Origin of the sequence: Streptomyces sp. NPDC046716, from assembly GCF_040645755.1 — a bacterium.
Lineage (GTDB): Bacteria > Actinomycetota > Actinomycetes > Streptomycetales > Streptomycetaceae > Streptomyces.
Genome location: NZ_JBEYYU010000107.1, coordinates 1 through 14,919 on the forward strand (window position 1 = coordinate 1; position 14,919 = coordinate 14,919).

At 72.4% G+C, this 14,919-nt stretch carries 12 protein-coding genes; 5 read left to right on the plus strand and 7 right to left on the minus strand.

Annotation, left to right across the window (positions count from 1 at the left end; genetic code table 11):
- Nucleotides 1–291 precede the first annotated feature (291 nt).
- Complete coding sequence (locus tag ABZ930_RS40100) at nt 292–1,155, minus strand: alpha/beta hydrolase (RefSeq protein WP_361560100.1); 864 nt, start codon at nt 1,153–1,155, stop codon at nt 292–294.
- 601 nt (nt 1,156–1,756) lie between these two features.
- Nucleotides 1,757–2,449 (minus strand): metal-dependent transcriptional regulator, encoded by a 693-nt coding sequence (locus ABZ930_RS40105; protein ID WP_111665324.1) that lies wholly within the window; start codon nt 2,447–2,449, stop codon nt 1,757–1,759.
- A gap of 226 nt (nt 2,450–2,675) precedes the next feature.
- On the opposite strand from ABZ930_RS40105, the gene ABZ930_RS40110 reads away from it, so the two are divergent.
- Nucleotides 2,676–3,443 (plus strand): SIS domain-containing protein, encoded by a 768-nt coding sequence (locus ABZ930_RS40110; protein ID WP_361560103.1) that lies wholly within the window; start codon nt 2,676–2,678, stop codon nt 3,441–3,443.
- A gap of 123 nt (nt 3,444–3,566) precedes the next feature.
- Here the strand turns inward: ABZ930_RS40110 and ABZ930_RS40115 are convergent, their stop codons facing one another.
- From ABZ930_RS40115 to ABZ930_RS40130, 4 genes are all read right to left on the minus strand, one after another.
- On the minus strand, nt 3,567–4,934 hold the full coding sequence (locus ABZ930_RS40115) for a PAS domain-containing protein (RefSeq protein WP_361560106.1): 1,368 nt from the start codon (nt 4,932–4,934) through the stop codon (nt 3,567–3,569).
- A 447-nt stretch (nt 4,935–5,381) separates the two neighbouring features.
- A complete protein-coding gene (locus tag ABZ930_RS40120; RefSeq protein ID WP_361560109.1) occupies nt 5,382–6,971 on the minus strand; it encodes a transporter in 1,590 nt (529 codons plus the stop codon).
- Nucleotides 6,968–7,756 (minus strand): ABC transporter ATP-binding protein, encoded by a 789-nt coding sequence (locus tag ABZ930_RS40125; RefSeq protein ID WP_361560111.1) that lies wholly within the window; start codon nt 7,754–7,756, stop codon nt 6,968–6,970. The genes ABZ930_RS40120 and ABZ930_RS40125 overlap by 4 nt, the downstream gene beginning before the upstream one ends.
- Before the next feature lie 50 nt (nt 7,757–7,806).
- The gene (locus tag ABZ930_RS40130) at nt 7,807–8,499 is read right to left on the minus strand and encodes a bifunctional DNA primase/polymerase (RefSeq protein WP_361560128.1); all 693 of its coding nucleotides are present in this window, start codon (nt 8,497–8,499) and stop codon (nt 7,807–7,809) included.
- 318 nt (nt 8,500–8,817) lie between these two features.
- Between ABZ930_RS40130 and ABZ930_RS40135 the strand changes: the two genes are divergently transcribed.
- Complete coding sequence (locus ABZ930_RS40135; protein WP_361560113.1) at nt 8,818–10,203, plus strand: transcriptional regulator; 1,386 nt, start codon at nt 8,818–8,820, stop codon at nt 10,201–10,203.
- A gap of 165 nt (nt 10,204–10,368) precedes the next feature.
- Nucleotides 10,369–11,871 carry a hypothetical protein gene (locus ABZ930_RS40140; protein WP_361560116.1) on the plus strand — a complete coding sequence of 501 codons (1,503 nt, stop codon included), beginning with the start codon at nt 10,369–10,371 and terminating at the stop codon, nt 11,869–11,871.
- 71 nt (nt 11,872–11,942) lie between these two features.
- Here ABZ930_RS40140 and ABZ930_RS40145 read toward each other — a convergent pair whose 3' ends face one another.
- A complete protein-coding gene (locus tag ABZ930_RS40145) occupies nt 11,943–13,235 on the minus strand; it encodes an ABC transporter substrate-binding protein (protein WP_361560119.1) in 1,293 nt (430 codons plus the stop codon).
- 117 nt (nt 13,236–13,352) lie between these two features.
- Between ABZ930_RS40145 and ABZ930_RS40150 the strand changes: the two genes are divergently transcribed.
- The gene (locus tag ABZ930_RS40150; RefSeq protein ID WP_361560122.1) at nt 13,353–13,853 is read left to right on the plus strand and encodes a hypothetical protein; all 501 of its coding nucleotides are present in this window, start codon (nt 13,353–13,355) and stop codon (nt 13,851–13,853) included.
- 68 nt (nt 13,854–13,921) lie between these two features.
- Nucleotides 13,922–14,800 carry a formyltetrahydrofolate deformylase gene (purU, locus tag ABZ930_RS40155; protein ID WP_361560125.1) on the plus strand — a complete coding sequence of 293 codons (879 nt, stop codon included), beginning with the start codon at nt 13,922–13,924 and terminating at the stop codon, nt 14,798–14,800.
- Nucleotides 14,801–14,919: the final 119 nt, after the last annotated feature.

A 14,919-nucleotide genomic window follows, 5' to 3' on the forward strand; every position in this document is an offset into this window, starting at 1 on the left:
GGGCGCGGGGAACTGCGCGAGCAACCACGACGAGAGCCGCGCGTGACAACGGGTTTCAGGGGCGCGGGGAACTGCGCGAGCAACCACGACGAGAGCCGCGCGTGACAACGGGTTTCAGGGGCGCGGGGAACTGCGCGAGCAACCACGACGAGAGGCGCGCGTGGCATCTGGTTTTAGGGGCGCGGGGAACTGCGCGAGAAGCCCCACCGGGCCGCGGACGACGTACAACCCAGGGGCGCGGGGAACTGCGCGACCGGCCCCCACCGGGCCCGCGCCCGACCACGCGCCCCCTCAGAGCCCCGCCAGCACCCCGTCCAGAAACGGCTCGATGGCGGCCCGCCACGCGTCGGGCTGGTCGTAGTGCACGAGATGCCCGGCATCGGCCACCTCGGCATACTCCCCCCTGGGAAGGACCCGCACCATCTCCTGCGCCTCAGCCCGCCCCAACTGCCCATCGAGCCCCCGCACGACCAGCGCCGGACACCGCACGGCCGCCAACTCCTCCCAGTGCGCGTCGTACACCCACGTGGACCGCGCGGTCAGCATCTGACGGCGCGAGAAGACGGGCCGCCACCCGTCGTCCGACTCGGTCATCACCTCGGCGTAGAACTCCCCGCGCGCCGGATTGGGCCGCTCCACCCAGGGATCGTCCTCCCCGAACCACTTCCGCACGTCCGCGAGCGTCGCGAACGGCAGCGGCCACGCCTTGAACCAGTCCTCCCACTCCCGCTGGGAGGCGGCGCCCAGCGCGGACGCCCGCATGTCGCAGATCACCAGACCGCGGACGAGATCGGGGCGCCGCGCGGCCAGCTGCCAGGCCGTGAGCGCCCCCATCGAGTGCCCGATCAGCACCGCGGGCTCAAGCCCGAGCTGCACCAGCGCCGCCTCCGCGTCGAGCACGTACGCCTCGCGGTCGAAGGGACCCTGCGTCGGTTTGTCGCTCTGTCCGTGCCCGCGCTGGTCGAGGGCGACCGCCCGATGGCGCTCGGCCAGCCAGCGCGCCGTACCGGCCCAATGGGACGCCCGGCCCATCAGGCCGTGCAGTAACAGCACCCCCGGACCGCGGCCGGCCTCGGCCGCCTTGGGAGGGTCGGCGTACTCCCAGGCCGCTAAGCGGACCCCGCCCCCTCCGGTCACGTCGATGCGCTGTGCCATAGGCCCTGGCACCCCCTTGTGGTCGCGCCTGCAGTCGCGTACCCGCGCACGCTATCGAACCTTTTTTCGAAAGCGTGATACTCCCCGGAAACACCCCTCGTTCGAGTGACAACGCTCAAGGAATGACCGGCGCCACCGAGGGGATCTCTTCCTCGGGGGGCGGACCGCTCGGGGAAGACGGTCCGAGGGAAATGACCCTGGGAGCTCGGGGCTCCGGGTCAGCACAGGGGAGGACAGGCCCCGGCGCCGCAAGGCGCCGGGGCCCTCTGCGTGACGGGCAGGAACATCCGCCGGGCCGGGCCGCTCCCGCTTCCCGCGAGCCCGTCGTGCCCCGAACGGCCGGTCCATCCCAGGCCCCCTCCGGTCATATGCCTCACGCGACAGCCTGGCACGCGGAGCGTCGGAGCGCTGCGATTCCGCACAGTGAATCTTGCTTTCTGCGCAAACGCCCAGCATGCGCGAATATCAGTCAACTCCCGGCCGTACCACGGATGTTGACGTCAGGCTGCCGAGCGTCGCCGCACGGGCTCCCCCAGCCCCACGCGGCGCACGGAACACGCCGCGGCACGCGCTCCCGCACGCGCCCGCCGCCGTCCGCGGATCAGCGCTTGGCCACGAAGACGTGCGAGGCGACCTCCGACTCCAGCTCGGCCGCCTCACCGCTGCTGCCCACCAGCACCCCACCCGGCGACTGCGTCACGCTGACCACCGAACCGGGCTGCACACCCGCCCGGCGCAGCGTGTACATCAGCTGCGCGTCCGTCTGGATCGGCTCGCCGATGCGGCGGACGACGACGGTCATGCCGTCCCCGCTCGCGTCGAGATCGGCGAGCGAGACCATGCCCTCGTCCAGGAACGGGTCCGCGCCGTCCTTCTCGCCCAGCTCCTCCAGGCCCGGAATCGGGTTCCCGTACGGCGACTCGGTCGGGTGGCGCAGCAGTTCGAGCACGCGCCGCTCCACCGCCTCGCTCATCACGTGCTCCCAGCGGCAGGCCTCCGCGTGCACCTGCTCCCACTCCAGGCCGATCACGTCGACCAGCAGGCACTCGGCGAGCCGGTGCTTGCGCATGACGCGGGTCGCGAGCCGGCGCCCCTCGTCGGTCAGCTCCAGGTGACGGTCGGCGGCGACGGCCACCAGGCCGTCCCGCTCCATCCGGGCCACGGTCTGGCTGACCGTCGGGCCGCTCTGGTCGAGCCGCTCGGCGATCCGGGCGCGCATGGGGACCACACCTTCCTCCTCCAGCTCGAGGATGGTGCGGAGGTACATCTCCGTGGTGTCGATCAGTCCGGACATACGTGCCCCTCGTATAGCTGTGTAGCTGTGCGCCGGCCCCGCTGGCCGGCCGCGCAGCGCGTGCGCTGGCCCTGACGTCAATTCTGACGCATACCGCTGACAACCGTGCCGCGCCAGGAGAACCCCGGGGAAACAGGGGGTCCGGCGCGCTCCGTGGGTGTATTGACAGAGCCCTGGTCCAGACCGCACGGTGATCCGCGACACCGAGACCCAAGGGGCTACGCCGATGAGCGACAGCAGCACACTGGCCGCGCAGTACCTCGACGCCTCGATCGCCCTGCTGAAGCGGGTCAGGGACGAGGAGGCGGGCACCGTCGAAGCGGCCGGCACCCTGCTCGCCGACACCGTCACCGCGGGCGGGCGCCTCTTCGCGTTCGGCGCGGGCCACTCCTCGCTCGCCGCGCAGGACGTCGTCTACCGCGCCGGAAGCCTCGCCCTGATGAACCTGCTCGCCGTGCCCGGCGCGGTCGGCGTCGACGTCATGCCGGCCACGCTCGGCTCCGCCCTGGAGCGGGTGGACGGTCTGGCGGCCGCCGTCCTGGACGCCAGCCCCGCCCGGGCCGGCGACGCCCTGGTGATCATCTCCCTCTCGGGGCGCAACGCCCTGCCGGTCGAGATGGCCACGCACGCCCGCGCCCTCGGCCTGAAGGTCATCGGCGTCACGTCCCTGTCCTACGCGACCGGGCCCGACGCACCCACGTCCCGGCACTCCTCGGGCACGTTCCTGCGCGACCACTGCGACGTGGTCCTGGACTCCAAGATCGCCGTGGGCGACGCCGAGCTCACCCACGAGGGTGTCGACGCCCCCTTCGCCTCGGCCTCCACCATCACCACCAGCGCCCTGATGCAGGCCACCCTGGCCACCTGCGCGGCCACCCTCGCCGACCGCGGCATCCAGCCTCCGCTGCTGCGCTCGGGGAACGTGGACGGGGGCCACACCTGGAACGCCAAGGTCTTCGACGAATACCGGGACCGCATCTTCTACCAGCACTGAGACCGCGCCCCTGAGAGGCCTGCGGCCTCCAGGGGAGGCTGCGCGGAGCGCATGCCTCAGGGGCGCGGGGAACTGCGCGAGAAGCCCCACCGGCCGTCAGCCGAACGACAACCCAAAACGCCCTCAGCCCGCCAGATCCACGGCCCCCGCGATCAGCCCGGCCACACTCTCCGCGTACATGGCGTCACCCCGCTCGAACCGGACCCGGCTCCCGCCCCGCAAGAACGTCACCACCCCGAGCGTCCGCCCCCGACTGCGCAGCACGGCGCACAGCGCGTGCCGGCTCCCCTCGGGCCACTGCCGCGCCGCGGCCCAGGCCACCTCGTCATCGGTGCTCGCGGCAGCGGCCCGCACCGAACCGGCCCGCTCCACGCACTGCACCGCCGGATGCCCCTCCGCATACCGCACCGGCAGCGCCCCGCGCGTCACCAGCAGCCCAGGCCCGGGCGCCCCCGACGGCGTCGCCGCGGCCCGCACCAGCCGCACCGGATCCTCGCTCACCAGCAGATCGACCACGGCATGGTCGGCGAACCCGGCGAGCGCGAAGTCCAGGTGCACCGTCGCCGCCTCGGCCGGATCCTCGCACTCGGCGGCCGCCCGCGCCGCCCGGTGCAGCTGATGCGCCCGGAACCGCAGCTGCGCGGCCTCCTGCTCGGTGTGCTTGGCCTCGGTCACGTCCTGGAACAGCCAGCCGACACCGAGCGGCACCGGCTCCTCCGCGAGCGGCGAGGCGAGCCGCACGAACCCGCTCCGCCAGCACCGCCGCTCCTGCCGCACCCCACTGCCCCCACTGCCCCCGCTCTCGGCGGGGACCCGCACCGTCACCCACACCTCCATCGGCGAGGGCGGGGCCCCCTCCGACAGCACGTGCGCCAGCGCGCCCTCCAGCTCCTCCACGCCCTGGGAGATCAGCTCGCCCAGGGGCCGCCCGAGCACGGCGGTGCGCCCGGAGCCGAGCGCCCGCGCCGCGTGCGCGTTGACCACGGCGGGCCGCAGGTCGGCGTCGACGAGCACCACGCCCCACGCGGCGTCCTCGAACAGCGCCTCGCTCAGGGCGATGGACCGCTCCAGATCGATCTGCGCGTGCACCTCGCTGAACGCGCAGTACACCCCCGCGGGCTTCCCGTCGGTTCCGCGCACGGCGGCGGACTGGGTCCGTACGAGGACCCGGCCGCCTTCCTTGGTGACGAGGGCGAACTCCGCGACCTGCCGCCCCGACGCGTGCATGGCGGCCAGCAGCCGCTCCTGGACCTCCTCGGCGTCGGCGGACCGCACGGCCCATCCCGCGAACCCCTGCCGCCCGACGGCCTCCGCCGCGGACCAGCCGAGTATCCGCTCGGCCTCCCGGTTCCAGTGGGTCACCACCCCGTCGGCGTCGAACGCGCACAGCGCGGCGTCCATCCCGTCGAGCAGCGCGGCCAGCAGATCGGCCCCGTCGGGCTCGTCGGGCCCCAGTTCATCGGTGGTTCCACTACGCCGTGAAGCACTCACCTGGCACCACCCCCCGCAGGCTGTGTCGGTGTCCTGCTCAGATCATTCAACTCGAACGTGACGCATCCCACATGGAGTTCTGTCAACTTCGGAGAAATCGAGCGGCGGGTGGAATCAGATGAGCGCACGGGTCCAGCATGCAGTCCAGGACCGAGCTCAGCGCAACCCCCGACCGGAGCCTGAAAAACCGGTTGAGCCGTTCCGGGCGTCTCCCTAGGCTGTGTCGTACAGACTGAAAGGAGGTGGTTCGGAGCATGTATGCACACCGGACGTCTGAGGTGACTGCGGGCTAGAGCCCGACGTCGCATCACGTATTCGGCGCCGGACCAGCCGGCCCAATTCCAAGCAGTCACCCGACCCGCGAGCTGCCGGTACGTCCGGCCGGCTTCCACCCGTCTCGACGGGGGAACCACGGCTCGCGGGTCGCCTGCGTTTCGGCGGCCTGTTTCAGCCCTTGCTGACGGCCGCCAGGATCTCCGGCAGCCGGTCCGCCGTGCGCGGGGCCGCGAGGCGCAGCCCGAGGTACGTGACCGTGGCGCCGTAGGCCGCGCCGACCGGCAGCAGCGTCCAGGCCCAGGAGTCCGCGCCCGTCGCGTGCAGGGCGATCGTGAGCGCGATGACGGGGGCGCACAGCAGCGCCGCCGCGACCATCCCGCCGAAGATCGCTATCCAGGCCAGTCCCGCCTGGCCGGGGGCGACGTTCTTGTAACCCTCCTGCGGGATCGAGTACGGGAACCGCGCCGACGTCCAGGCCCCCGTGGCGAGCATCGCGCCGAGCAGCGCGAAGGACAGGCCGAGCGTCTCCGGCAGGGCGTGCCAGGCGCCGAGCAGCGCCGTGGTGACCACCGTGACCAGAACCGCGTACGGGAGCGTGATCAGCAGCAGCGCCAGTGTGCGGGCGCGCAGTTCGGCGTAGGCGTCCCGCGCGGACGCGATGGTCATCGCCACCATCCAGAACGCCGAGGTGTCCTGGCCGAACTGGTTGTACATCTGGATGCCGAGCATGCCGGCGGCGAAGCACGCGAAGTAGACGGAGCCGGTGCCCTGGAGCGCGTTGAAGACCGGCACGATCAGGCCGATGGCGAGCGAGGTGACCCAGGCCGCCTTGGTCTTCGGGTCGCGCCAGACGTAGCGCAGGCTGCGCTCCATGACGGTGCCGGTGCGGCCGCCGGGCAGCAGCCGCGGCCCGGTGCGGCGGGTGCGCCGGGACGGCTGCGCGGCCTGGAGGGTCGAGCCGTCGGGCGCGGTCATCAGCCGGTCCAGGGCCCGCCGCCAGAGCAGCAGCAGCCCGGCGAGCGCGGCGCCGCAGAGCACGAGTTGGGCGACGGCGGTGCCGTACGCGCCCTCGCCCGCCGAGTCCACCGCGCCGACCGCCGACGCGGGCGGCACCCAGCGCAGCACCTGCCCGGCGGGGTCGAGCGCGTCGATGCCGCCCTCCGAACCCAGCTTGCGGACGCCGAAGTTGACGAGCTGGGCGCCGATCGCGATGACGAGGCCGCTGAGCACGGCGAGATCGCGGCCCTTGCGGCTGGTGAGCAGCCGGATGTTGGCGGCGGCCACGGTGCGGGCCAGCGCGACGCAGGTGAGCAGGGCGAGGGGGACGGCGACGACGGCGGCCACCGCGCCGGCCGGCCCGCGCGCGGCCGCGTATCCGGCGCCTCCGAGCACGCAGAGCGTGAACAGCGGTCCGATGCCGACGAGCGAGGAGACGAGCAGCCCGCGCACGAGCGGATCGGTGCGCAGCGGCAGCATCACGAGCTTCGTCGGGTCCAGGGTCTCGTCGCCGCTCGGGAAGAACAGCGGGAACACGGCCCAGCCGAGGGCGAGCAGCAGGGTGAGCAGGACGCCGACGGTGGCGGCGTGCGCGTTCCCGTGCAGCAGGATCAGGCCGAGCAGGACCAGCGCGGTGAGCAGCAGCACGAGGGCGGCCGAGGCGAGGTAGGCGGCCAGGCGTCCGCCGGACTGCCGCAGGCCGTTGCGCAGCAGGGCGAGTTTCAGCCGGACCAGGGTCCCGGTGAGGGGCGCGGCGCCGGTCATGCCGGGGTCCCGGGCTGGTTGCCGAGCCAGTCCAGCGTGCCGCCGTCGGCCCGGCCCTGCGCCCCGACCAGCTCCAGGAACGCCTCCTGGAGGGATCCGGCGGAGCCGCGTACGTCGGCCAGCGGTCCCTGCGCCCTGATGTGTCCGGCCGCCATCACCGCGACCCAGTCGCACAGCGACTCCACCAGCTCCATGACGTGCGAGGAGAAGACGACGGTGGCCCCGGACCGGGTGAACCGTTCGAGGACTCCGCGGATGGTCTGCGCGGAGACCGGGTCGACGCCCTCGAACGGCTCGTCGAGGAAGAGGACTTCGGGGTTGTGGAGGAGGGCCGCGGCGAGACCGATCTTCTTGCGCATCCCGGTGGAGTAGTCGACGACCAGCTTGTCCTGGGAGGAGGCGAGGTCGAGGACGTCGAGCAGTTGCCCGGCCCGTTTGTCGACCTCGGCGCCGGGCAGCCCGCGCAAGCGCCCGGTGTAGCCGAGGAGTTCGCGCCCGGAGAGCCGCTCGAAGAGGCGCAGCCCCTCCGGGAGGACGCCGATCCGGGCCTTCACCGCCGCGGGATCGGCCCAGACGTCGTGGCCCGCGACCTGGACGGTGCCCCGGTCGGGGCGCAGCAGTCCGGTCACCATGGACAGGGTCGTGGTCTTGCCCGCCCCGTTCGGCCCGACCAGGCCGATGAACCGGCCCGCCGGAAGCGAGAGTTCGATCCCGGCGACCGCCGTCTGCCGCCCGAAGGACTTCCAGAGGTCGTGTACGCGTACGGCCGCCGCTGCCTCGCTCATGGGTGAACCCTATGCGGGGCGTGCCCCGGCCCCCAGCAGGCGCCGCGCCGTTACCTGCGCCCGCTCTCGCGCCCGCACGCGTAGGCCAGCGGCGAGATCAGCTCCTCGGCGTCCGGCAGCCAGCGGTTGGCCGCGGTCGGCCGGCACGCCCACTGCACGGCGCCCTGGCTGCCGAAGCGGGTCGGGGGAGCGGCGACGAAGGCACCCTCGCCGAGCGCGACCAGGTCGAGGGAGGCGGGCGGCCAGCCCAGCTTCCGTACGAGGTCGGGGACCTTCAGGGTGGCGCCGGGCAGAACGAAGAACTGCATGCGGCGGTCGGGGGTGCAGGTGACCGGGCCGAGGGTCAGCTCCATGCGCTCCATGCGGGCAAGAGCGAGGAACCCGGCGGTCTCGGGGACGTCGATCGCGTCGAACGTACGGCCCGTGGGGAGGAGGATCGAGGCCTTCGGCTGCTTCGACCACACGCGGCGGGCCACGGTGGCGCTGCCGGTCGCCTGGGTCGCCCAGTCGTCGCGCGCGGGATGTGCGCCGGGGCGCGCGCACTGGAGGTCCTCGCACGAACAGCGCTGGACGCCGTCGTCGAACTCCAGCCAGGTTCCTGGGAACACGTCCCAGTGCCGCTCCTCCGCATAGCGTACGGCGGTGTCGAGCAGGGATTCGCCGCGCTGCTGGGGGATCTGGCCGGAAGCGCCGACCGGGCCGGCGGGGCCGGCGGGTGAGGTGACGTCCGAGGTGCCTGCGATGGTCTCTTCCACGTCGTTCTCAACTCCCGCCCTTCCCTCGGGTTACGGGCGCACGTAAGGAGGAGGAGGGAGCATCGTTCCCGCATGTGGGGCGCATGGGTGCATGGGTGGGGGCGCGCATGGGCAACGGCAGCGGGGGCCGGGTAGCCAGGGACCAGAAAGCGAGGGGCGAGGGGGAGAACACCCGAGAGGGTTATGCATTTAGTACCCGTTTGTGTTGCATCTTCCGTTTGTCCGCCGGGCATTGATCCACCGATGCCAGTGATGACGATCTGACGACCTAGTGACCAGGATCCTGGGGACAGCAGGGGGTACGCCATGGCCGCACGGCCACTCGTAGCGCGACAGCCCAACGAACGGCTGCAGGCACTGATCCAGGAGGCGGGCTGCTCCAACGCCGGCCTTGCCCGCCGGGTCAACATGTGCGGAGCGGAGCACGGCCTCGATCTGCGGTACGACAAGACGTCCGTGGCCCGCTGGCTGCGCGGGCAGCAGCCGCGCGGGCGGGCTCCGGGGATCATCGCGGAGGCACTCGGCCGCAAGCTGGGCCGGACCGTCACGATCGACGAGATCGGGATGGCCAACGGCAAGAACCTGGCGTCCGGCGTCGGGCTCCAGTTCTCGCCGACGGTGCTCGGCGCCATCGAGCAGGTCTGCGAGCTGTGGCGCAGCGACGTGGGGCGCAGGGACTTCCTCTCGGGGTCGTCCGTCGCCTCGTCCGCGCTCGTCGAGCCGAGCCGCGACTGGCTGATCTCGGTGCCGGACTCGCAGGTGGCCCGGACGGCCGGGCCGCGCGTCGGCCCGTCCGACGTGGCGGCGGTCAAGGCGATGACACAGGCGCTGACCGACCTCGACCACCAGTACGGCAGCGGACACGTGCGGCCCGTGGTGGTGCACTACCTGAACAGCGTGGTCAGCGGACTGCTCGCGGGCTCCTACCGGGAGGCCGTGGGGCGTGAACTGTTCGCCGCCGTCGCGCGGTTGACGGAGCTGGCCGGGTACATGGCCGTCGACACCGGCCAGCCGGGCCTCGCCCAGCGCTACTACATCCAGGCACTCAGGCTGGCCCAGGCGGCGGGGGACCGCGGTTACGGCGGGTACGTACTGGCCGCGTCCATGAGCCACTTGGCGGCCCAGCTCGGCAACCCGCGCGAGATCGCCCAGCTCGCCCGCGCGGCTCAGGAGGGGACGCGCGGACGCGTGACGCCGCGCGCGGAGGCGATGTTCCACGCCGCCGAAGCGCGCGGCCACGCGCTGCTCGGGGACGCGCGCTCGGCGCAGAGCGCGGGCGGCCGGGCGCTGGCCGCCATGGACCAGGTCGACCCGCGCTCCGGCGACGACCCGGCCTGGATCGCCCACTTCGATCCGGCCTATCTCGCCGACGAACTCGCCCACTGCCACCGGGATCTGGGGCAGGCGCGCGAGGCGGCGCGGTGCGCGCAGGAGTCGCTGGACGGCCACCCGCAGTCGCGGGCCAGGCGCCGCGCCATCGGGCTCGTGCTGCTCGCGACGGCGCAGGTGCAGCAGCGCGAGGTGGAACAGGCCTGTCACACGGGACTTCGGGCCGTGGAGCTGCTCGGCACGCTGCGCTCGAACCGCGGCGCCGAATATCTGGACGACTTCAAAGAACGGCTCGAACCGTTCCGTGAGGAGGCCGTGGTGCGGGAGTTCGGGGCGCGGGTGGAGCTCCAGGCCGCCGCGTAGGAGGGGCCGGTGTTTAAACAGCGTCACTGAGGCCGGTTTTGTTACTCCTGTCACGGGGGAGGCTCCTCAGATTTGAGGTGCGTAGCACGGGCGTGCGAGGACCCGGTAGCGTGAGCCGACGATTCCGCAATCAGTTATGGTCCCCCATCCGTAGTAGGAGTCCCGGTGACGCAGCAGAGCGGACAGAGCGGGCAGGACGAGAGTCCGCACCTTCCGCAGGCCCGGCAGGCACACGAAGGTGTCGTGCTGCCTGCCGACGGTGGTGAGCCCCTGTTGCCGGGCACGTTCGGCGACCAGGCCGCGCCCTCAGGGCCCGCGGGACCCGCGGGCGCCAGCCCCTGGGGGCAGCCGTGGGGCCCGGAGTCCCACCAGGCGCAGGCCGCCCAGCCGATGCCGACGTACGAGTGGGGGCAGCCCGCGGCGCAGCAGCCCGTCGCGCCGCCGCAGCAGCCCGCCGGCGCGCTGCCGCCGCAGCAGCAGGCGCCCGCGCAGGCGCTGCCGCAGCAGTACGCCCAGGCCGGGCCGATGCCGCCGGTCACGCCGCAGGGCGGGTACGACGGTGACGCCACGCAGTACATAGCCCCGCAGGGCGCGGCCGACGCGACGCAGTACATACCGCCGCAGACCGGCGCGTCCCCGCTGCCGCCGGAGGCCCCGGCCGAGTCCACGCAGTTCCTCGGCCGCGCGATGCAGCAGCCGGCGCAGCAGCAGATGCCGCCGCAGCAGCCGATGCCGGGCGCCATGCCCGGCGGCGACGGCGACGCCACCCAGTACATCCCGCCGGTGCCCGGCCAGCCCGGGGCCGCGCCCTACGGCATCCGCCCCGGCGCGCCGGGTGACCGGCAGCCCCCGGCCGAGTTCGACGCGCTGTTCCGCACGGAGCCCGAGGGCCAGGCCGCCTCCACCCAGCAGATGCCGCGGTTCGACCCGCACGCCCAGCAGACCCCGCAGGCCCAGCAGGCCCCGCAGGCCGGGTACGTGCCGCCGGTGGAGCCGCAGGGCTACGCGCCCCCGCCCGCCTCGCGCGGCAAGTCCCGCACGGGGTCGAAGGGTCCGCTGATCGCCGCGGTCGGCGTCGGCATCCTCGTCCTCGGGATCGGGGCGGGCGCCCTGCTCAGCGGGGGCGACGACGACAAGAAGGCCGACACCACCACGACGGTCTCGGACTCCTCGTCCGCGCCCGCCGAGTCCGGAGCCCCGGCCGCCGACCCGGCCAAGGAGCAGGCCGTCGCCCTCGACAAGCTGCTCGCCGAGTCCAACAACAGCCGCTCCGCCGTCGTACGGTCGGTCGCCAACACCGGCGCCTGCAAGGAACTGCCCACCGCCGCGAAGGACCTGCGGGCCGCGGCGCAGCAGCGCAACGACCTGGTGACCAAGCTCGGCGCCCTGTCCGTGGACAAGCTGCCGCAGAACGCGCAGCTGACCTCCGCGCTGACCCAGGCCTGGAAGGCGTCCGCGTCGGCGGACAGCCACTACGCGGCGTGGGCCGACCAGGTCGCGGGCAACAAGAAGCTCTGCCACAAGGGCCGCGCCCGGGCGACGCCGCAGCGCCATGCCGGGGACGAGTCCAGCCAGACGGCCTCCACGCAGAAGAACGCGGCCGCGAAGCTGTGGAACGCGATCGCGTCCAAGTACGGGCTGACCCAGCGGTCGGCGATCCAGCTGTAGCGCCGGAAACCGGAAAGACGAGAAGAGGGGCGCGGGCCATCGGCCCGCGCCCCTCTTCTCGTGGGCCGGTGTCAGGGCGCGTCCGCCAGGGTCTTCGTCACATCCACCGACGAAGAGCGCGTCGCCACCAGCCGCCCGTCGTGCACCTCCTGGAACGTGACCCGCGCGTTCACCAGCCGGGGATAGCCGCCGGCCGCCGACATGTGGTCGTAGTCCCAGCGCAGCGGCGGTGTGAGGCCGCCCGTCGTGACCTTCAGGCCCTTGTCGAGCGTGCGGCGCACGGTGTCCGAGGTCACCTCGCCGTCGCCGATCGCCTCGACGACCTGCCGCAGCACGGTGTACGCGATCCAGGTCGTCTGCACGCCCGCGTCCGCCGGGTCGATCCGGTTGTCGCCGAAGGCCTTCTCGCTGATCGCCTTCTTCATCTGGTCCCAGCGGCGGTCGCTCGTCGCCGGGTACCAGCCGGTCACGTACGCGCCCTCGTAGGCGCTCCGGGCGCCGCCGGAGCGGTTGATGACGGACTGGTCGATGCTGCCGAGCACGCTGGCCGTGCGCACCTTCGGATAGGCGTCGCGCAGCCGCCGGAACGAGTCGAAGAACGTGTTCGTCCGCTCGCCGAGCGCGGCCACCACACACCCCTTGCCGTCCGGCACGGCGCTCGCCGTGGTCAGCGCCTCGACCGCCTGGTCGTTGTAGTCGGTGGCGTCCTCGGCGGCCCGCAGATCGGTGGCGGCGGGGCGGTGGCGCAGGGCGAGGCCGGTGTTCATCAGGGAGACGAGTTCGTCGCCCGCGGCGGTGTCGGGCCGCACCAGCACGGTGCGCGAGCACTCCTCGGCGAGCTGCTGCCCGTTCCCGGCGAGCAGGGCGGCCTGGCCGCCGTTGACCGGATAGGACAGCGGGCTGGTGAACTCGGGTTCGGACACCCCGTAGCCGCCTATGTAGGGGATGCCGGCCGATTCGAGCGGCGACATGAACGAGCGTCCGTACTGGCTGTAGGAGCCGACGACGGCGACGGCGTTCTGCTCGACGGCCCTGCGGGCGCACTTCGCGGCGCCCACGTTGTCGTTGTGGTCGTTGCAGGTCAGCACCTTCAGCTGGTGCCCGCCCAGACCGCCGCGGGCGTTGATCCAGCGCGCGTACGCCTGGGCCACGGCCGCCATGCCCGGCTGGTTCGTCGCCCCGGTCTTCACCGGCGCCCAGGTCATCACGGTGATCGGCTGATCCCCCGGGTCCGTGACGGAGGGGATCAGTCCGCAGCCGGCGACCAGGGTCGTGCCCGCGACGAGGGTGGTGACCTTCCTGAACAGCGTGAAGGTGCGCTTGACGGTGGAGGTGAGAGGGGGCTTGCCGCCCGTGCCGGTCATGATCCTGCACGATTCCCCCGCCTTCCCAACCCGGAGGTGACCAGCGGTCAACGCGTGGTGACGCGCGGGTGAATTACGGGGGCCGGTCGGCGCGCCCGCGAGCGGCACGTACGATCGATGACCGTGCAAAGCTCGGAGAAGTCTTCCCGTCGCGGCCGTCGCTCCACGAGGATGGACGGCATGCCACTCAACGACATGCCGTGGTGGCGCTGGCGCAGCAATGTGCGCTCCGCGCTGCACATGCTCTCCGATCCGTCCTTCCAGCGGGACGTCTGGCTGTCCGGTGTGGACGGGTACGGAGACGTGACCGACGCCGTGTACCGCCTCGTCGAGGACACCTGGCTGGACAACTGGTCGGCCGAGAAGTACGTCGGGACGATCTTCCGGGACGCGCGGGAGGCGGCGCTCGTCGACTCCGCGGTGCTCAAGGTGCTGCGCATCATGCACCAGGTCGGCCCCGACGCCCCCGTCTCGGTCTACCTCCAGCACGAGGAGTGGCCGGACGCGGTGCGCGCGGCCCGCGAGGCGCACGTCCTGCTCGCCACGAGCGACGGCGAGGAGCCCGACACGGCGCCACGGACCCTGGAAGTGCTGCGGATCATGACCCGGGCCGCCTAGGACCCGGGGGCCGTCCGCTCCACGGGACAGCGAGTCGGCGTCGAGCGGGGTGTGCGAACCTTGCCCCTATGAATGCGCAGTCCGCGGCCGACGCCGGTCCCGATCAGTACGTCCTCACCCTGTCCTGCCCCGACAAGCAGGGCATCGTGCACGCCGTGTCGAGCTATCTCTTCATGACCGGCTGCAACATCGAGGACAGCCAGCAGTTCGGCGATCACGACACCGGGCTGTTCTTCATGCGGGTCCACTTCAGCGCGGACGCCCCGGTGACGGTGGAGAAGCTGCGGGCCAGCTTCGCCGCGATCGGCGACTCGTTCCGGATGGACTGGCAGATCCACCGGGCCGCCGACCGGATGAAGGTCGTGCTCATGGTCAGCAAGTTCGGCCACTGCCTGAACGACCTGCTCTTCCGGGCCCGGATCGGCGCGCTGCCCGTCGACATCGCCGCCGTCGTCTCCAACCACACGGACTTCGCCGAGCTGGTCGCCTCGTACGACATCCCCTTCCGCCACATTCCCGTGACGAAGGACACCAAGGCCGACGCCGAGGCGCAGGTGCTCGAACTGGTCCGCGCCGAGCAGGTCGAGCTCGTCGTGCTCGCCCGCTACATGCAGGTGCTCTCCGACGACCTGTGCAAGCAGCTCAGCGGGCGCATCATCAACATCCACCACTCGTTCCTGCCGAGCTTCAAGGGCGCCAAGCCGTATCACCAGGCGCATGCGCGGGGTGTGAAGCTGATCGGGGCGACGGCGCACTATGTCACCGCCGACCTCGACGAGGGGCCGATCATCGAGCAGGAGGTCGAGCGGGTCGGGCACGACGTCACGCCCGATCAGCTGGTCGCCATCGGGCGGGACGTCGAGTGCCAGGCGCTGGCGCGGGCCGTCAAGTGGCATGCCGAGCGCCGCATCCTCCTGAACGGCCGCCGCACGGTGGTCTTCGCCTAACTCTCGTCGCGGCCTGCGGCCCGGTGGCCGCTTCTCGCGCAGTTCCCCGCGCCCCTGAAACGAGCTCCGCTCGTCCAGGGGCTGGAACGCCTTGCTGACGAACGGCGCGTAGGTGGACT